The 17,293-nt window shown below is 69.9% G+C and carries 15 protein-coding genes; 3 read left to right on the top strand and 12 right to left on the bottom strand.

Features of this window, described 5'->3' with window-relative positions:
• Positions 1-21: 21 nt before the first annotated feature.
• The 7 genes from ACZ6S6_RS33835 to ACZ6S6_RS33805 all read right to left on the bottom strand — a co-directional run bounded on the left by ACZ6S6_RS33835 (position 22) and on the right by ACZ6S6_RS33805 (position 9,316).
• Positions 22-735, bottom strand: coding sequence for a PspA/IM30 family protein (locus tag ACZ6S6_RS33835; protein WP_362955729.1), 714 nt, complete (start codon positions 733-735; stop codon positions 22-24).
• Between the two features lie 93 nt (positions 736-828).
• Positions 829-2,967, bottom strand: a complete 2,139-nt coding sequence (locus ACZ6S6_RS33830) for a TPM domain-containing protein (protein ID WP_469708853.1) — start codon at positions 2,965-2,967, stop codon at positions 829-831.
• 111 nt (positions 2,968-3,078) lie between these two features.
• Positions 3,079-4,587 (bottom strand): glucoamylase family protein, encoded by a 1,509-nt coding sequence (locus ACZ6S6_RS33825; protein ID WP_469708805.1) that lies wholly within the window; start codon positions 4,585-4,587, stop codon positions 3,079-3,081.
• Between the two features lie 249 nt (positions 4,588-4,836).
• On the bottom strand, positions 4,837-6,039 hold the full coding sequence (locus ACZ6S6_RS33820) for a glycoside hydrolase family 1 protein (protein WP_469708803.1): 1,203 nt from the start codon (positions 6,037-6,039) through the stop codon (positions 4,837-4,839).
• A 114-nt stretch (positions 6,040-6,153) separates the two neighbouring features.
• Positions 6,154-7,071 carry a carbohydrate ABC transporter permease gene (locus tag ACZ6S6_RS33815; protein WP_469708802.1) on the bottom strand — a complete coding sequence of 306 codons (918 nt, stop codon included), beginning with the start codon at positions 7,069-7,071 and terminating at the stop codon, positions 6,154-6,156.
• Positions 7,068-8,060 carry a carbohydrate ABC transporter permease gene (locus tag ACZ6S6_RS33810; RefSeq protein ID WP_362955718.1) on the bottom strand — a complete coding sequence of 331 codons (993 nt, stop codon included), beginning with the start codon at positions 8,058-8,060 and terminating at the stop codon, positions 7,068-7,070. Before ACZ6S6_RS33810 ends, ACZ6S6_RS33815 begins: the two co-directional genes overlap by 4 nt.
• A gap of 5 nt (positions 8,061-8,065) precedes the next feature.
• Positions 8,066-9,316, bottom strand: coding sequence for a sugar ABC transporter substrate-binding protein (locus ACZ6S6_RS33805; RefSeq protein WP_362955715.1), 1,251 nt, complete (start codon positions 9,314-9,316; stop codon positions 8,066-8,068).
• A 286-nt stretch (positions 9,317-9,602) separates the two neighbouring features.
• Between ACZ6S6_RS33805 and ACZ6S6_RS33800 the strand changes: the two genes are divergently transcribed.
• Positions 9,603-10,598: an acetylxylan esterase gene (locus ACZ6S6_RS33800; RefSeq protein ID WP_469708799.1), complete on the top strand. Its 996-nt coding sequence runs from the start codon at positions 9,603-9,605 to the stop codon at positions 10,596-10,598.
• 147 nt (positions 10,599-10,745) lie between these two features.
• Here ACZ6S6_RS33800 and ACZ6S6_RS33795 read toward each other — a convergent pair whose 3' ends face one another.
• Positions 10,746-11,801, bottom strand: coding sequence for a LacI family DNA-binding transcriptional regulator (locus ACZ6S6_RS33795; protein ID WP_362955709.1), 1,056 nt, complete (start codon positions 11,799-11,801; stop codon positions 10,746-10,748).
• A gap of 188 nt (positions 11,802-11,989) precedes the next feature.
• On the opposite strand from ACZ6S6_RS33795, the gene ACZ6S6_RS33790 reads away from it, so the two are divergent.
• Positions 11,990-12,445, top strand: a complete 456-nt coding sequence (locus ACZ6S6_RS33790; protein ID WP_469708797.1) for a MarR family winged helix-turn-helix transcriptional regulator — start codon at positions 11,990-11,992, stop codon at positions 12,443-12,445.
• Positions 12,446-12,632: 187 nt separating this feature from the next.
• On the top strand, positions 12,633-13,184 hold the full coding sequence (locus ACZ6S6_RS33785) for an isochorismatase family protein (RefSeq protein ID WP_362955704.1): 552 nt from the start codon (positions 12,633-12,635) through the stop codon (positions 13,182-13,184).
• Between the two features lie 21 nt (positions 13,185-13,205).
• Here ACZ6S6_RS33785 and ACZ6S6_RS33780 read toward each other — a convergent pair whose 3' ends face one another.
• From ACZ6S6_RS33780 to ACZ6S6_RS33765, 4 genes are read right to left on the bottom strand one after another with little or no spacing between them, the layout of a single operon-like run.
• The gene (locus ACZ6S6_RS33780; RefSeq protein ID WP_469708795.1) at positions 13,206-13,982 is read right to left on the bottom strand and encodes a succinate dehydrogenase/fumarate reductase iron-sulfur subunit; all 777 of its coding nucleotides are present in this window, start codon (positions 13,980-13,982) and stop codon (positions 13,206-13,208) included.
• Positions 13,979-15,892, bottom strand: coding sequence for a fumarate reductase/succinate dehydrogenase flavoprotein subunit (locus ACZ6S6_RS33775; protein ID WP_469708793.1), 1,914 nt, complete (start codon positions 15,890-15,892; stop codon positions 13,979-13,981). The genes ACZ6S6_RS33780 and ACZ6S6_RS33775 overlap by 4 nt, the downstream gene beginning before the upstream one ends.
• Entirely contained in the window at positions 15,893-16,780 is an 888-nt protein-coding gene (locus ACZ6S6_RS33770; RefSeq protein ID WP_469708792.1) for a hypothetical protein, read from the bottom strand. It lies immediately after the preceding gene.
• A 36-nt stretch (positions 16,781-16,816) separates the two neighbouring features.
• The gene (locus tag ACZ6S6_RS33765; protein ID WP_469708790.1) at positions 16,817-17,065 is read right to left on the bottom strand and encodes a hypothetical protein; all 249 of its coding nucleotides are present in this window, start codon (positions 17,063-17,065) and stop codon (positions 16,817-16,819) included.
• Between the last annotated feature and the right edge of the window lie 228 nt (positions 17,066-17,293).

Here is a 17,293-nt window from a genome sequence, read left to right as displayed (position 1 = left end):
CCGCGACAGCCCCGACCGGACTCATGAGGCCGTCTTCAGCGCCGCGAGACGCGCCTCGACCTCGGCGCTGGCCCCCAGCGTGTCCAACTGCTCGAACTGGGCGTCCAGGGACGACGCGGCAAGCTCCTGCTTACCCACCGCCTTCGCCTCCTCACGCCGCACCTTGTCCTCGAACCGGCTGATCTCACTGGTCGGGTCGAGGACGTTGATGTTCTTGACGGAATCCATCATCTGGTTCTGCGCCTGGGCGGACTTGGCCCGTGCGACCAGCTCGTCCCGCTTGGACTTCAGCTCCGCCAGCTTGGCCTTCATCTGGTCCAGGCCGGACTTGAGCTTGTCCACCACCTCCGTCTGCGAGGCGATGGTGGGCTCCGCGGTCCTCGCCTCCTTCTCCGACTGAAGCTGTCTGCCGAGCGCGACCTTGGCCAGGTTGTCGAACTTGTCGGCGTCGGCCGCCGACCCGGCCGCACGCAGCTCGTCCGCCTTGCGGCTGGCGGCGAGGGCCTTCTCACCCCACTCCTTGGCGGCCCCGACATCCTCCCGGTGGTCCTGCTCCATCAGCCGCAGATTGCCGATCGTGGCGGCCACGGCCTGTTCGGCCTCCGAGATGTTGGACGTGTAGTCGCGGATCAGCTGGTCCAGCATCTTCTGCGGATCCTCGGCCTGGTCGAGCAGCGCGTTGATGTTGGCCTTCGCCAGCTGGGTGACGCGTCCGAGAATGGTCTGCTTGGTCATGGCACCTCTCCTGTGTGTCCAGTGCTGCGTATTCGTCCTGGTGCTACGAGTGATCCGCGTGATCCGCACGCTGCCGCCGCCCGTGGGCGGTGGTCAGAACCGGCCGCCGCCGCCCCGCCGCCCACGAGTGCCCCCGCCGCCGAAGCTGCCCGGCCCGCCGCCCCCGCCGAACCCCCCTCCGCCGAGGCCGCCTCCCCCTCCGAATCTGCCCCCGAACCCGCCTCCTCGGCCGCCCCCGCCCAGGAGCCCGCCGAGGATGATCCCGCCGAGGACCGCACCACCCATGCCTCCGCCCCCGCTGCCCCCTCCTTGTACACCGCCCGGACCATTTCGGTTCCCGTACGCCCGCACGTCCTGTTCCGCCATGCTCTGTGCCTGCCTGGCCAGTGAGTCCGCCTGGTGCGCCTCGGCCAGTGCCCCCTGCGCGTCATCCGCCCCGGCCAGCTCGCGGGCCCGCTCCAGCCTTCGCTGTGCCTCCGCCAGGCGGGTCCGGGCCTGGCTGCCGACCGCTCCCCGGTTGGTGCTGATGTAGTCGGCGGCGCCGCCGATCGCCGATCGCGCGGTGAGCATCGCCTGGTCGAGGAGCGAGCGGGCCCGCCGGTTGCCCTGCTCCTGCTCGCGCGCACCGGCCAACGCCTCGTCCAGAGCGGCGTCCGCCTCCTCCACCCGGCGCAGCGCGTCGATCGGGTCGTACGGACCGGCCCGCAGCTCGCCCCGCACGTCGCGGACCACGGACCGCGCACGGGCGATCCGGCCCCGGAGGTTCGCTGTGGACACCCCCTCGGCGGTGCCTTCCAGCAGCCCGCCCGCGTCGGCCAGGTCCGTCTCCGTCTCGGTGAGCGCGGCCGGCAGCTTGCCCGCCGCCTCCTCGACTTCCCGTGCGCGCCGGTCGACGGCGTCCGCGAGGGTGGACGCCTGGCCGACCGCGCCCTCGGCGGCCCGTACGTATACGGCGGCGGCGGCGCTGTCACCGCCGTCCACCGCCTGCCGGGCCTGATTGAGCGAGGACGTCGTGAAGAGGAGCCGGTCCTTGGCCTGTTCGATATCGCCGGCGACGGGGGCCGAGACCGACTCCGCGTAGCGGCTGCGCATGGAGGTCAGGGTCGCATCGGCCGCGGAGACCCGGCCCGCGAGCGAACGGAACGCGGTCTCGGCCGCGGCGAGTGCCTGCGGGGCGTTGCGTTCGAGCGCACGGAGCCGGTCGAAGTCCTCGGAGACCGCGTCCAGGCGCGTGTTGGCCTCCTCGCAGCGGCTGATGATCTCGTCCAGCATCTGCCGGCGGGTGGCGTCGTCCTCGGGAAAGGCGTCGTCGAGCTGCTGGCGCAACCGGAACGCGGCCGTCAGCTCGCTCCTGGCATAGGTGACGGCCTCGGTGAACGGTGCCGCGGCCTCCTCTCCGAACTGGGCCGTGGCGAATCCGAGTTCTTCGTCGCTGGTGCGGACCGCATCGTCCGTGTCGACCAGCGTCTCCTTGGCCCGCGCGTCGAGCTCCGGCAGCGGAGTGGGCGGTTCCGGTGACGCGCTCCGGTCGGCGCCTCCCGGTCCCCAGCCGGTCGCACCGGGCGTCGTACGGGTCGCGGTGCGCCGCTTGCGCCGGGTGTACGCGTAGACGGCGACCGCCCCGGCTCCGACGACGACCACGATCGGCAGGACCAGGTCCCCGACGGACGTCCCGCCGGAATCCCCCGTCCCCGGGTCGTCGGCGCCCGGGGTGATCGTCGGGGTGGGCACGGCCGCGCCGGTCAGGACGGCGGAGTACCCGTCGGCCGCCCCGATCGCGGCCCCCGCCCAGTCGTTCTCCTTGAGCGCCGGCTCGATGGCGGTGCTCGCCACATCGTGGAGCTGGGCGTCGGTGAAGCGGGAGTCCTGGTCGACCGAGTACGCGTACTGCCGGTCGTGGGTGGCGACGGCGAGCAGGATGTCGTCGCGTCCGAGCCCGTTGCGGTTGGCCGTCTCGTCGGCCCAGTTCTGCGCGGACCGCCCGGAGAAGTCACGGACGTACGCCACGAAAAGCTGGACACGGCGTTTGTCGTACAGCTGGTCGAGTGCGGAGGCGACCTGGTCCTTGCGGTTTCCCAGCGCGCCGGCCTTGTCGGTGATCTGCCCGTTCCGGGACAGCGTGACGGGGTCGTCGGCGCGCGCGGTCAGCACGGCGGGAAGGGCCAGCCAGCACACCGCCATCAGGACGGCGAGCAGGGCCCGGCCCGGTATGAGGATCCGGGTTCGGCTCACGGGCGAGATCACGTTTGCGAGGTTATGTCCACGTTCAGTGACCCGCGACCCGGAGAGGTGGCCCTTGGTGGGCCACCGTCCCCGGCCGCTTCGGACGGTCCCGCGTGGGGCTCAGATGCTGAAGCGCTCCTTGACGAGCAGCGGCCGTACCCGGGAACGGAACCCGCCGGTCCGGAACGGCTGCTGCAGGAGCCCCGGCCGGATCGCCTGGGCCAGGGCGGCGGCGATCATCCCCTGGTCGAGGGCGAGCTGGTAGTCGCTGACCCGTCCGGTGGAGACGTTGACGGAGTCCCGGAACCCGTAGCCGTCGTCATAGGCACCGAAATCCCGGTCCAGCGCCCGCAGATTCGCCACCGCCTCGGCCGGCGCGTACGGCAGGGCGAGGAACGAGGCGTGCGGGGTGACCACACCGTTGGTGAACGCCGACGCGGGCGGCAGCGGAGCGCCGTCCGTGGTGTACGTGCGGTCCGTGTTGGAGGCGTAGCCGTCGAGCTCCATCCCGAGCGCGTCGACCCCGTACTCCTGATACCCGCCCTCGGGAATGTTGGCGGGGGAGAAACCCCAGTACCCGTACTCCGCCTCTGCCATGCCGTGCTCGATCTGGCCGCGTACGTACCGCTGGTGAGTACGGCCCCACGACTTCGGCGACCACTCCGGCTCCGGCACGAACAGCGGAACCATCAGCGCCTCGAACATTGACCCGCCCCAGGTGGGCACGAGCTTGCGGCCGCGGTGCGTGTAATGGCCCTGCCAGACGCGGATGCCGTCCATCGCGACGTAACCGCCCTGCGGCTGCTGCTCCTGCTCATTCCCGGGAAGCATGGTGCGCAGCAGGTGCCAGTAGTGGTCGGCGGGCAGGGATCCGTCCGCGATACCCAGATAGCTGGCCATCCGGGGCTCGGTGTTGAGCGCGCCGTAGTGGTGGCCCGTGGGTTCCTCGGTGTCGGTCCAGAAGCCGCCGCGCAGCTGGCCGGGTCCGGCGACGGGGTCGGCCGGGTCGAAGGGCGTGTAGTAGTAGGACCAGTCGGCGCCCGCCAGGATGCGGTCGATGCGGGGACGCAGCGCGGGAGCCGCGTCCGCGGCGATGTGCAGACCGGTGATCAGCCAGGCGTTGTCGACGGAGGAGAGGAACGGACGGACCGGCTCGCCGGTACCGGGCCACTCGGTCAGCACCGAACCGTCGTGCGCGTCGTACCAGTTGAGCCAGAAGCCGTGATGGCGCTCCAGCTTCTCCACGGAGCGGACCGTGCGCTCCAGCCTGCGCCGCATCGTGGCGTCGCTGATCACTCCGAGCCCGCCGGCGGCGACGGTCGACCACAGGCCGCAGCCGATATTGGTGGGCGAGGTCTGGCGCGACTGGACGGGGCCGCCCGGACCGCTCAGGTCCATCTTGTCGACGGCGAGACCCAGATCGGTCGTCATCGCCTCGATCGAGTGATACGTATCGCGGAACCAGCGCAGCAGCAGCGGTGTATCAAAGGCATGAACAAGATGAGCGGTGTCCGCGGAAGGCGCGGATCGACTGGCGGGAACGGCGTTCGCCGAGGGCGCGGATACGGCCCCGAGGGACAGGGCGGCAGCCCCGGTCCCGGTGGCGGTGAGAAACGTGCGACGGTCCATGAAGGTCCAGCTCCCGTTGGCAGAAGGGGGATGGGTGCGTTTCGTGGCGTGCTCGATGCGGCGGAGGAGAGCCGCCCGGGGTGGTGCTGCGCCTGCGCGGCGCCGTTTTCGGGTGTGGCTGCCGGTGCGGCCCGAGCTGTGGGGCTCGGGCCGCACCGGGTGGATCGGCGCGAGGTCCGGCGGCCGTCAGGTACCGCCGGCCCCCGCACGGTCGGGAACCGTCAGGGGCTCCCGGTCAGAGGGCCGACGTCAGTCGGCGATACGCGGCAGCGCGCGGGTGCGGCCCATCTCGCCCAGCCAGGTGGCGGACGGCTTCGGCAGCCGCTCGAAGGTCTCAGGGTTCCAGCCGATGAGGCCGAAGGTCGGCGCGTAGGAGCCCCACTCGTAGTTGTCCAGGGCGCTCCACGCGAGGTAGCCCTCGACGCGCAGGCCGTCCTGGATGGCGGAGGCGACCTCGTTCAGGGCGCCGGTGTAGTAGTCGATCCGGCGGCTGTCCTGGTCGGTCGCGATGCCGTTCTCGGTCACGATCAGCGGCACGTCGCGGCCGACGACCTCGGCGGTGTGGCGCAGCGCGTGGCCGACGGCGGAGGGGTAGTACTCCCACTGCGTGAGGGTGCGCTCCACGTCGTCGGCGGTGGGGATGGGTCCGTCCGTGCCGATCCTGGTCCGGGTGTAGGACTGCACCCCGATCCAGTCGTCGCCGCGGGCGGCCTCGATGAAGATGTCCTCACGGGGGTGGCGGTAGGCCGCGGTGACCTCCTCGGCGCCGGGGAGGGCCTGGTAGACCTGGTTGGCGATGGTCCAGCCGACCTGGATGTCGGGGTTGATCGCCTTGACCTCCTTGACGGCCGCGTGGTGGGCGGCGATCACGGCCTGGCTGGTCTCGTCGTCGGGGGTCGGCAGACCGGCGGGCGGGAAGCCGATGTCGCCGCGCTTGGCCTGGCCCGCCATCACGGCGATCATGTTCGGCTCGTTGATGGTGCAGACGTGGCTGACGCCTTCGCTGATCACCGGCGCGCAGGCCGCGACGTAGCGGGCGAACAGCTCGGTCGCGCCCTCGGCGGTGAAGCCGCCACGTGCCTCGAACCACTGCGGCACGGTGAAGTGGTGCAGGGTGATCATGGGGCGCAGCCCGCGCTCGATGGCGCCCTCGACCATGCGGCGGTAGTGGGCGAGCTCGGCCCGGGAGAACTGCCCCTCGGCGGGCTCGATACGGGCCCACTCGATGGAGAACCGGTAGTCGGTGAAGCCCAGTCCGGCCAGCACGTCCATGTCCTCGTGCCAGCGGTGGTAGCTGTCGCAGGCATCCAGGCTGGGCTCCTGGATGTGGGTGCCCGCGGTGTGCTCCTTGACCCACCAGTCGCTGTTGGTGTTGTTGCCCTCGATCTGGTGGGCGGCCGTGGAGGCACCCCACAGGAAGCCTTCGGGGAACGGGACCTGGGTGTGAGTCATCGCAAACTGTCCTTCTGGTGCGGGAGGGGTGTGGCCGGCGGGATGTGGGGCGCGCGGCCTCGTACGTATCGATGGGGCGGCCGGGGGCGGGGCAGGGCCGCCCCCGGGGGCGGACTACTTCATGCCGGCGGTGGCGATGCCCTGCGTGAAGTGCCGCTGGAGCGCGATGAACACGACCAGGACCGGCAGCACGATCAGGAAGGAGCCGGCCATCAGCATGCCGTTGGATCCACCCGCCTTGTTCGGGTCGGTGGCGAAGGTGGCCAGGGCGACCGGAAGGGTGTACTTGTCGGGGTCGTTGGTCGCGATGAGCGGCCAGACGAAGTTGTTCCAGGAACCGAGGAACGTGAAGATCGACAGCGTCGCCAGGGCGGGCTTCACCAGCGGCATCACGATGCGCCAGAAGATGTACCACTCGCCGGCGCCGTCCATCCGGGCCGCTTCCAGCAGCTCGTCCGGGATCGACTGCATGAACTGGCGCATCAGGAAGACGCCGAACGCCCCGGCTGCGAAGGGCAGGACCAGCCCGGCGTACGAGTCGATCAGCTGGAGCTTGCTCATCAGGACGAAGAGCGGCAGCAGCATCAGGTTGCCGGGCACCATGAGGGCGCCGAGAACCAGACCGAAGATCTTGTTGCGGCCCGCGAACCTCAGCTTGGCGAGGGCGTACCCGAGCATCGAGCAGAACACCAGGTTCGACACGGTGACCAGCACCGCCACGATCACCGAGTTCATGAAGTACAGCGGCAGATCGAGCTTGTCGAGCAGGTCCCGGAAGTTGTCCAGGGTCCATTCGGTCGGGATCCAGACCGGCGGGCTCGCGGTCAGTTCGGTCGTCGTCTTGAACGAGGAGAGGGCCATCCACAGGAACGGCGCCGACATGATCAGCAGGCCGAGCGAGAGCAGGACGTAGACGAAGATCCGCTTCAGGGACCTCGGCTCCTTGACCTTGACCTTGCCCTTCTGCCAGTCGTTCCCGGGCTTCTTCGACGGCGCCGTCGAGACGGCGCCCGGTGCATTGGTGGCGCTCATTTCGTGTTGTCCTTCAGCAGTCGGAGCTGCAGCACCGTGATGCCCATGATCACTACGAAGAGGACATACGCCATGGCGCTCGCATAGCCCATGTGGAAGAAGTTGAAGCCCTCGCGGTACATGTTCAGCGAGACGGTGAGCGTCGAGTCCGAGGGCCCGCCCTGCGTCATCACGAAGGGCTCCTCGAAGACATTGAGGTAGCCGATCGTGGTGATCACGGTGGCGTAGAGCATCGTCGGCCGCAGAAGCGGGACGGTGATGCCCTTGAACTCCTGCCAGAGGCCGGCGCCGTCCAGCCGGGCCGCCTCCCGCACCTCGGTGGGAATGGCCTGCAGACCTGCGATGAAGAGCACCATGACCGTGCCGACATTGCGCCAGACCGCCATCGCGATCATCGACGGCATGGCGAGCGTCTCGGAGCCGAGGAAGTCCGGAGCGGTGAGGCCCACCTCGGAGAAGAGACCCGCGACGAGACCGTCGCTCGGGTCCAGCACGAAGCGCCAGACGACGGCGACCGCGACGATGGTGGTGACGACCGGGGCGTAGAAGCCGACGCGGAAGAAGGTCCGGGCCCGGTCGATGCCGTTGTTCAGCAGTACGGCGACGACCAGTCCGAGGAGGATCGTCAGCGGCACGCCGACGACCACGAAGTACGCCGTGTTGAACAGCGACTTGAGGAACTTCTCGTCGCTGAACAGCTTGGTGTAGTTCTCGAACCCGATGAAGTTCGCGTCCAGGGGGTGCGTCACGTTGCGCAGACCGAAGTCCGTGAAGCTCATCACCAGGGTGGCGATGATCGGGACGGCCATGAAGACGAGGAAGAGAACGAGGAAGGGAGTGGAGAACAGCCAGCCGGCCATGTTCTGCATACCCAGCGAGGGCTTCCTGCGCATGCGCGAACCCTTGGGCCCGGCGGCCGGGGACTGCGCGGTCCCCGGCCCGGCCTGCACCTTGGCCGACTCTGCGGCCTTTCCGGTCGTGGTGCTCATGGCTCCTACTTCACGAGGCCTTCGATCTGGGACTGCGCCGTCTTCAGCGCGTCCTCGGCGGAAGCCTTGCCCTGGGTCACCTTCGCGATGGCCTGGTCGACCTTGTCGGTGACCTCGGTCCAGTTGGGCAGCGACGGGGAGGACTTGGCCGTGTCCATCTGCTTCTTGAAGATCTGCAGATCGGCGTCGTCGGCGAGGTCACCGGAGGTCCAGGCGGCGGTGTTGGCCGGCAGGTCCTTGGTGCGCTCGTACCAGTCGGCCTGGCCCTTGGTGTCCGTCAGGTACTTGATGAACTGGGTGGCGGCGGCCTTGTGCTCGCTGTCCTTGGAGATCACCAGGGAGGAGCCGCCGGCCATGGAGACGGAGGACTTGTCGGCGGGGACGTTGGCCACCGCCCACTTGCCCTTGAGCTGCGGCTGGCCCTCGTTCAGCAGGGTGACGTGCCAGGGGCCGCCGAAGAACATCGGGACGCGGCCGTTGCCGAAGTCCTTCACCACGTCGTAGCCGGGCTGCACGGACTTGTTGGAGAGCCCCTTGGAGAAGTACGAGCCGTACTCCTTGAGCGCCTTGACGGCCTCAGGGCTGTCGATGACGGCTTCGCCCTTGTCGTTGACGATCTCGCCGCCGGCCGAGTACAGGAAGGAGTAGAAGTTCTGCACCGTGTCCAGGCCGCTGGGCTGGATGGACAGGCCCCACTTGGTGCCCGCCTTCTTCTGGTAGGCGGTGGCGAGGTCCTGCATCTCCTTCCAGTTGGTCGGAGCCTTGGTGATGCCGGCCTGCTTGGCCAGGTCGGTGCGGTAGTAGAGGACGCGGGTGTCGACGTACCACGGCACGCCGTACGCCTGGCCGTCCACCTCGCCCTGCTCCCAGCCGGACGGGAAGAAGTCCTTCTCCTGGAAGGTCTTGGTGTCGACCGGCTCCAGAACGCCGAGCTCGGAGAACTCGCCCATGTAGCTGCCGCCCATCTGCGCCACGTCCGGCATGCTGCCGGCGGCGGCCGCGGAGACCAGCTTCTGATGGGCGACGTCCCAGCCGACCGGGGTCACCTTGACGGTGATGTTCGGATTGGCCTTCTCGTAGACCTTGGCCACATCCGCGAGCTTCTCGCCCTCGGCCCCCATGGCCCAGACGGTGAGCGTCTGCTTCTTGTCCGCGGCGACGTCGTCGCCACCGGAGCTGCCGCACGCGGTGAGACCGAGAGCGAGCACGACTGCGATACCGATGCCGGTGGAGGCGGTTCTGGCGGTGCGGGGCATGGAGGGCTCCTCCTTGAGCAATCCGGATGTATGCGCTGCCTGTAAGCGCATACATCACTGTGCGACAGGGATTCGGGAATCCGCAAGAGGGGTTTAGGTCACACTCGTGCAACGTATTGGACATCTGAATGTTCAACTTGGAACGGTAAGTGTGCTGTTTGCGGAAAAGGGAGCGATGTGACCGATTTCGCATGTTTGACGCAGACGGTCATCGGCGACCACCGGCGGCCACCGGCGGCCACCGGCGGCCTGGAGGGCGGAGAAGGGCAGGGATATTGTCGTGACCATGCCTTCATTCGTGCATGATTTCCCTTTTGACCCGTCTTACGGGTGCGCTCTCGACGTCCTGTCGGCCATCCCCGCACCCCCCGCGCCGGACGGTTTCGCCGACTTCTGGCGAGCCCGGTACGAGACCGCTCGCCAGGTCGCCACGGAGCCGGAGATCGGGCCGCTGGAGGACGAGCGCGACGGCGTCCGCATCCACGGAGTGACATTCACCTCGGTGGGCGGGGAGCGCCTGGGCGGCTGGCTCGCGCTGCCCGCGGACGGGCCGGCCCGCCATGGGTTCGTCATCGGCCACGGCTACGGAGGCCGGCAGGAGCCGGGATCCGCTGTGCCGCTGCCACTGCCCGGGGCGGCCGCGATCCTGCCCTGTGTGCGGGGGATGGGGGCGCGCGGCCTGGTGACGGGCGTCCCGGACGTCGCTGACGCCCATGTGCTGCACGGCATCGAGTCACGCGAGACGTATGTGATCGGTGACTGCGTGGCGGACCTGTGGTGTGCGGCGTCGGCACTGCACGAGCTGGTCCCCGAGCTGGCGGGGGCGGGTCCGCTCGGCTACCTGGGGGAGAGCTTCGGCGGGGGCCTCGGCGCGCTGGCCCTGCCGTGGGACGACCGCTTCGGGGCCGCGCAGCTGACGGTGCCCACATTCGGGAACCACCCACTGCGGCTCACGCTGCCGTGCGTGGGGAGCGGGGAGTCGGTGCGCGGGTACGGCCGGGAGCACCCCGGGGTCACCGAGGTGCTGAGGTACTTCGACGCCGCGACGGCCGCGGGGTTCCTGGAGCTGCCGACGCTGGTGGCCGCGGCGCTGTTCGACCCGTCCGTGCCGCCGCCGGGGCAGTTCGCGGTGTACAACGCGCTCGCGGGGGAGCGGGAGTTGCTGGTGCTGAGCGCGGGGCACTTCGAGCATGCGGGGTCGGTCGCCGAGACGGCCGGGCTGGTCGCGGAGCGGCGGCGGTTCTTCGGGGAGCGGCTGGGCTCCGTAGGCCCGGCCTCCTGAGCGGCCGTACGTCCCCCGTACGTCCCCCGTACCGTCCCTCGTCCGTCCCCCCGTACGTCCGGCCCCGTCCGGCCCTGTCCGGCGGCCCCGTCCAGCCCCGACCTGGGCAGCCCCGGGCACTCCCGGGCACTCCCGGCGGCGTACGCGTCAGCCGCAGCCGCAGCTCCTGCGGCGGATCAGGGAGACCGGGAGGGTGAGTGAAACCGGTTCGCGGCCCGTGTTGTTCAGCCGCTGCACCAGCAACTCGACCGCCTGCTCTCCCAGTTGACGTATCGGCTGGCGCACCGTCGTCAGCGGCGGCTGGACGATCCGGCTGAGCGGGATGCCGTCGAAGCCGGTCACCGCCATGTCCTCGGGCACCCGCACGCCGCGCCTCGCCAGCGCGCGCAGGGCGCCCACCGCCATCTGGTCGTTGGCGAAGAGCATCGCCTCCGGCCGCTGTCCGCCCCCGTCCAGGAGGCGTTCGGCGGCTCCCGCACCCTCGGACTGCGTCATCATCACGGTCCGCACGGCCGGCGCGTCCGGCACCGGGATCCCGGCGTCCAGGCATGCCTCCCGGAAGCCGTGGAACCGCGCCTCGGCGTCCGGCGAGTCGGTGTCGCCGCCGATGAAGGCGAGCCGGCGCAGTCCGTGGTCCTCGATCAGGTGGCGGGTCAGTTCGCGTTCGCCGTCGACGTTGGCGACGACGATGTGGTCGAGGTGGTCGATCTCGCGAGGTCCGGCGAGCATCACGACCGGCAGCCGGCGCGATATCACCTCAAGGTCCTCGGTCGGCACCGTCTGCGCCAGTACGGCGAAGCCGTCGACCCGGCCCGCGACCTTCGCGACCAGGCTCTCCGGCCCGCCCTCCAGTGATGCCGCGATCAGCAGGGCGTACCCGTGCCGCCGTGCCGCCCGCTCCATGCCGCGGATGATCTGGTCGGAGTAGAGCATCACCGCGTCGTCGGCGTCACTGTCCGCCTCGGCGTCGGCCTCGGCGTCCGGGTCGGCGTAGTCGGGGAAGCACAGTCCGAGCACTCCGGTGGTGCGGCTGGCCAGCCCCCGGGCGTTTCCGCTCGGTACGTAACCGAGCTCGCGCGCCGCCTCCAGAACTCGCTCGCGGGTCTGGGCGCGCACCGAATCAGGGGTGCGGTAGACCCGCGAAACCGTGGCAATGGAGACGCCCGATCTCTCGGCGACGTCGTACACCGTTGGGGCACTCACTCGACCGACCGTCCGCTTCTTCTTCCGTACCGACACGCACCGACAGTTACCGCCACGTGGCGAAACGTGGCGACAGACACCTTATGAAAGCGCATTCACCCTAGATCGCGGGTCGGATGCGAGCAAGGTCGCGTCGGAATCGACAGGCTACCTTGCAAGATGTCCTGTGCATCTTTACGGTGAGGCGCATGACGCAACCGCCCGGTGCCACGCCCGCCGACCCCACGGCCGAACAGGTCGCGAACGACCTCGCGGCCGTCGTCGGCAGGCTGCTGCGGCGGCTGCGTTCCTCGTCCTCGGAGAGTCTGCTCACCCCGACCCAGCGCTCGGTGCTGGCCCGGCTGGAGGACGGGGGTCCGGCCACCACGGCCGCGCTGGCCCGCGCCGAGTTCGTACGCCCGCAGTCCATGCGGCTGACCCTGGGCGCACTGGAGGAGCAGGGGACCGTCGAGCGGGCGCCCGATCCGGACGACGGACGCAAGTCGGTCATGTCGATCACCGACACCGGTCGCACGACGCTCGCGGAGGTCCGGGCCGCCAAGCGCAACTGGCTCGCCGAGGCCATCGCCGCCGAACTCGACGGGGCCGAGCGCCGCACCGTCGCCGAGGCGACCGCCCTCCTGGACCGCCTGGTCGGTTCATGACCGGCCGCGACGCGGCCCCCGAAGCGACACCCCAGGCGCCACGGACACCGGCACCGGCACCGGCACGGCACCGGCATCGGCACCCCGCGTTCCGTCCTGGCCGGGCTCTCCTTCTTACCGTCACCGACCGCGCCCTGTGCGGCCGTACCTGAAAACCGTCCCGCACCACTCAGCGAGGAGCACCACCATGAGCGCCACCACCCTCGACCCGAAGACCGCACTGGTCGTCGTCGACCTGCAGAAGGGCATCACCGGTCTGCCCACCGTCCACCCCAGCGCCGATGTCATCGCGCACGCCGCGACCCTCGCCGACGCGTTCCGGGCCAAGGGCCTCCCGGTCGTCCTGGTCCGCGTCACCGGCGGCGCCCCCGGCCGCACCGAGGGCCCCGCCCGTTCCGGGCAGCCCGCCGCCGACTGGGCCGACATCGTCCCCGAGCTCGGCCCGCACGAGGGCGACATCGTCGTCACCAAGCTGACGTGGGGCGCCTTCTACGGCACCGACCTCGACCTCCAGCTGCGCCGCCGCGGCGTCACCCAGGTCGTGGTGGCCGGCATCGCGACCAGCATCGGTGTCGAGTCCACCGCCCGCTCGGCGTACGAGCACGGCTACCACGTCACGGTCGCCACGGACGCGGTGACCGACATGAGCGCCGAGGCCCACGAGAACAGCGTCGAGCGGATCTTTCCGCGCCTCGGCGAGACCGGCACCACCGCCGCGATCATCAAGCTGCTGGGCTGACCGCCCGCGCGGCGGGGCCCCTCAGGACGACGGGTCCCGCCGCCGGATCTTGTTCCCCAGCCACACCAGCGGGTCGTACTTGCGGTCCACGGCCCGCTCCTTCAGCGGGATCAGCGCGTTGTCGGTGATCTTGATGTGCTCGGGGCACACCTCCGTACAGCACTTCGTGATGTTGCAGTAGCCGAGTCCGTGCTCCTCCTGGGCCGTCGCCTTCCGGTCGAGCCCGGACTCGGCGGCGGCGTCCAGCGGGTGCATGTCCAGCTCCGCGACCCGCATCAGGAAGCGCGGTCCGGCGAAGGCCGCCTTGTTCTCCTCGTGGTCCCGCACCACATGGCAGGTGTCCTGGCACAGGAAGCACTCGATGCACTTGCGGAACTCCTGTGAGCGGTCCACATCGACCTGCTGCATCCGGTACTCGCCCGCCTTCACCCCCTCCGGGGGCACGAAGGCGGGCACTTCCCGTGCCTTGGCGTAGTTGAACGACACATCGGTCACCAGATCCCGCACCACGGGGAAGGCCCGCAGCGGGGTGACCGTGACCGTCTCCTCGCGGGTGAACACCGACATGCGGGTCATGCACAGCAGCCGCGGCCGTCCGTTGATCTCCGCGCTGCACGAACCGCACTTGCCGGCCTTGCAGTTCCACCGCACCGCCAGATCGCCCGCCTGGGTGGCCTGGATGCGGTGGATGATGTCGAGGACGACCTCGCCGTCGTTGACCTCGACCGCGTAGTCCTCCAGACCGCCGCCGTCGGTGTCCCCGCGCCACACCCTGAACCGTGCGTTGTAGCTGCTCACTCGTACAGCTCCTCTTCGGCGAGGTACTTGACCAGCTCCTCCTTCTCGAAGAGGGAGAGCAGGTCCGGACGGATGGGTTCGGTGGCCTTGCGCACGAGGTCGATCCGGCCCTCCAGCGGTGCGGCGGAGACGTCGGCCGGCCGGCACAGCAGGTTGACCGGGCGCCAGGAGCGCTCCATCGCCGGGCAGTCCTCGCGGGTGTGGCCGCCGCGGCTCTCGGTGCGCTCCAGCGCCGCCCGTGCGACGCACTCGCTGACCAGCAGCATGTTCCGCAGGTCGAGGGAGAGGTGCCAGCCGGGGTTGAACTGCCGGTGCCCCTCGACCCCGGCCCGCCGGGCCCGCTCCCGCAGCCCCGCCAGTCTCTCCAGGGCCTGCTCCATCTCGGGGGCGCGGCGGATGATGCCGACCAGGTCGTTCATCGTCTGCTGGAGTTCCTGGTGCAGGGTGTACGGATTCTCCGTCGGCGCACCCTCGGCGAGCTCCTCCGCGCTGAACGGACGCAGCGCCTCCGCGGCCGCCGCGTCGATCTGTGCCTGGTCCACCACCGGCAGGACCTCGGCGGACGCCGCGTACCCGGCGGCGTGCAGTCCGGCCCTCCGGCCGAAGACCAGCAGGTCGGAGAGGGAGTTCCCGCCGAGCCGGTTGGAGCCGTGCATGCCGCCGGCGACCTCGCCCGCCGCGTACAGACCGGGCACATCGAGGGCGGCGGCGGTGTCGGAGTCGACGGCTATGCCGCCCATCACGTAGTGACAGGTCGGGCCGACCTCCATCGCCTCGGCCGTGATGTCGACATCCGCCAGCTCCTTGAACTGGTGGTACATCGACGGCAGCCGGCGCCGGATCCGTTCCGCGGACATCCGGGTCGACACATCCAGGAACACCCCGCCGTGCGGCGATCCGCGGCCCGCTTTCACCTCGGAGTTGATGGCGCGCGCGACCTCGTCGCGCGGCAGCAGTTCGGGTGGGCGGCGGTTGTTGTCCGGGTCCTCGTACCAGCGGTCGCCCTCCTCCTCCGACTGCGCGTACTTCTCCTTGAACACATCGGGGACGTAGTCGAACATGAAGCGCTCGCCCTCGGAGTTCCGCAGCACCCCGCCGTCGCCGCGCACCGACTCGGTGACGAGGATGCCCTTGACCGAGGGCGGCCAGACCATGCCGGTCGGGTGGAACTGCACGAACTCCATGTTCAGCAGGGGCGCGCCCGCCAGCAGGGCCAGCGCGTGGCCGTCGCCGGTGTACTCCCAGGAGTTCGACGTCACCTTGAAGGACTTGCCGATGCCGCCGGTGGCGAGGACGACCGCGGGTGCCTCCAGCACGAAGAACCTGCCGGTCTCGCGCTCGTAGCAGAAGGTTCCGGAGACGCGGTCCCCGTCCTTCATGACGCGCGTCACCGTGCACTCCTGGAAGACCTTCAACCGTGCCTCGTAGTCACCGAATTCGCGGTAGTCCTCCTGCTGGAGCGAGACGATCTTCTGCTGGAGGGTGCGGATCAGTTCGAGGCCGGTACGGTCCCCGACGTGCGCCAGGCGCGGATACTCGTGGCCGCCGAAGTTGCGCTGGGAGATCTTCCCCTCGGGGGTGCGGTCGAAGAGGGCGCCCCAGGTCTCCAGCTCCCAGACCCGGTCGGGCGCCTCCTTGGCGTGCAGCTCCGCCATCCGCCACTGGTTGAGGAACTTCCCGCCGCGCATGGTGTCGCGGAAGTGCACCTGCCAGTTGTCCCCGGAGTTCACATTGCCCATGGAGGCGGCGATTCCGCCCTCCGCCATGACCGTGTGCGCCTTGCCGAAGAGCGATTTGCAGATGACGGCGGTACGGGCCCCGCGCTCCCGGGCCTCGATCGCGGCGCGCAGCCCGGCACCTCCGGCGCCGACCACGACGACGTCCCACTGCTGCCGTTCGAGCTCAGTCATTCAGAAAAACCTCGGATCGTCGAAGGCGCCGGAGGCGACCAGGTACACGTAGAAGTCGCACGCGGCCACGCTGATCAGCGAGGCCCAGGCGAGCAGCATGTGACGGGTGTTGAGCCGCCCCACCCAGCCCCACAGGCGGTAGCGCACGGGGTGCTTCGAGAAGTGCCGCAGCCGGCCGCCGATGATGTGCCGGCAGGAGTGGCAGGACAGGGTGTACGCCCAGATCAGGACGATGTTGACAACGAAGATCAGTGAGCCGAGACCCATGTGGCCCCAGGCGTAGTGCTCGTCGCGGAAGGAGAGCACGGTGTCGTACGTGAGGATCCCGGCGACCGGCACCGCGGCGTAGAAGAAGTACCGGTGGATGTTCTGCATGATCAGCGGGAAACGGGTCTCGCCGCTGTACGCCGTGTGCGGCTCGGCGACCGCGCAGGCGGGGGGCGAGGCCCAGAAGCCCCGGTAGTAGGCCTTGCGGTAGTAGTAGCAGGTCAGCCGGAAGCCGAGCGGGAAGATCAGGATCAGCAGGGCGGGGGAGAGGCCCCACCAGCTGCCGAACAGGTCCCAGTTCGGGCCGTGCCGCATGGGGGCGCAGCTGTCCGCCAGGCAGGGTGAGTAGAACGGCGAGACATAGGGGGCGGCGTAGTAGTCGGCGTTCGAGAACGCCCGCCAGGTCGAGTAGATGATGAAGGCGAGGAGCCCGCCCGCCGTCACGGCGGGCGCCAGCCACCAGCGGTCGGTCCGCAGATGGCGGGCGGCGATGGCGGCCCGCGAGGGGTGATGCACACCCGCCGTCCGGGTCGCCGCTCCGCCCGGCGGGGGCGGCTTCGTGCCCGGATCGCCGGCGGGATCACTGCCGGGATCCGTGTCTGTTTCCGTACCGGTGGCCAAGGAACTCTCCTAGGGGGCATTCGTCAGACACCCCCTCTAGGGGGCGTGCCTGCCGCGGACGCCCAGACCCTCGTCGTCCGAGTCCGTCCACAGAGTGGTGTCGTACGGCACTTCGGTGATCGTGATGACGCCGTCGACAGGGTCGGCGTGGCCCTCCGGGGCGAGCGGGTCCGGCGCGGGGTCCGCTTCGCGCAACTGCGCGAGGCTCCGCTCCAGCCGCCCGACGGTGCGGACCAGGTCATCCAGACAGTGCTGAACTGCCGTCAACTCGTCCTGTAGTGACATGACTTGATCTCACTTCCGCAGTCGCGGGTGGCCATGCTCATGCGGATGCGAGTGTCGCGCGTCACATCCCGTTTGGGAAGGGAGCGGGCCGCCCCGTCTTGCGGCCCCGGCGGAAGGTCCTCGGGGCCGGCCTTCCGGACCGGGCCCGGTGGGTCGAGTTACGGCCGTTGTCGACGGTGCGGATTCCGGCCATGGGCGGTGGCTCGTGGGGGTGCCGGGACTCCGCCG

The sequence above is a fragment of the Streptomyces sp. NPDC048671 genome, assembly GCF_055587045.1.
This window is presented reverse-complemented; position numbering and strand designations above follow the sequence as displayed.

Excerpts from the sequence above, each read along its gene's own strand:
- ACZ6S6_RS33835 (WP_362955729.1), bottom strand. The coding sequence starts at position 735 with ATGACCAAGCAGACCATTCTCGGACGCGTCACCCAGCTGGCGAAGGCC.
- ACZ6S6_RS33825 (WP_469708805.1), bottom strand. The coding sequence starts at position 4,587 with ATGGACCGTCGCACGTTTCTCACCGCCACCGGGACCGGGGCTGCCGCC.
- ACZ6S6_RS33820 (WP_469708803.1), bottom strand. The coding sequence starts at position 6,039 with ATGACTCACACCCAGGTCCCGTTCCCCGAAGGCTTCCTGTGGGGTGCC.
- ACZ6S6_RS33815 (WP_469708802.1), bottom strand. The coding sequence starts at position 7,071 with ATGAGCGCCACCAATGCACCGGGCGCCGTCTCGACGGCGCCGTCGAAG.
- ACZ6S6_RS33810 (WP_362955718.1), bottom strand. The coding sequence starts at position 8,060 with ATGAGCACCACGACCGGAAAGGCCGCAGAGTCGGCCAAGGTGCAGGCC.
- ACZ6S6_RS33805 (WP_362955715.1), bottom strand. The coding sequence starts at position 9,316 with ATGCCCCGCACCGCCAGAACCGCCTCCACCGGCATCGGTATCGCAGTC.
- ACZ6S6_RS33800 (WP_469708799.1), top strand. The coding sequence starts at position 9,603 with ATGCCTTCATTCGTGCATGATTTCCCTTTTGACCCGTCTTACGGGTGC.
- ACZ6S6_RS33790 (WP_469708797.1), top strand. The coding sequence starts at position 11,990 with ATGACGCAACCGCCCGGTGCCACGCCCGCCGACCCCACGGCCGAACAG.
- ACZ6S6_RS33785 (WP_362955704.1), top strand. The coding sequence starts at position 12,633 with ATGAGCGCCACCACCCTCGACCCGAAGACCGCACTGGTCGTCGTCGAC.
- ACZ6S6_RS33775 (WP_469708793.1), bottom strand. The coding sequence starts at position 15,892 with ATGACTGAGCTCGAACGGCAGCAGTGGGACGTCGTCGTGGTCGGCGCC.
- ACZ6S6_RS33765 (WP_469708790.1), bottom strand. The coding sequence starts at position 17,065 with ATGTCACTACAGGACGAGTTGACGGCAGTTCAGCACTGTCTGGATGAC.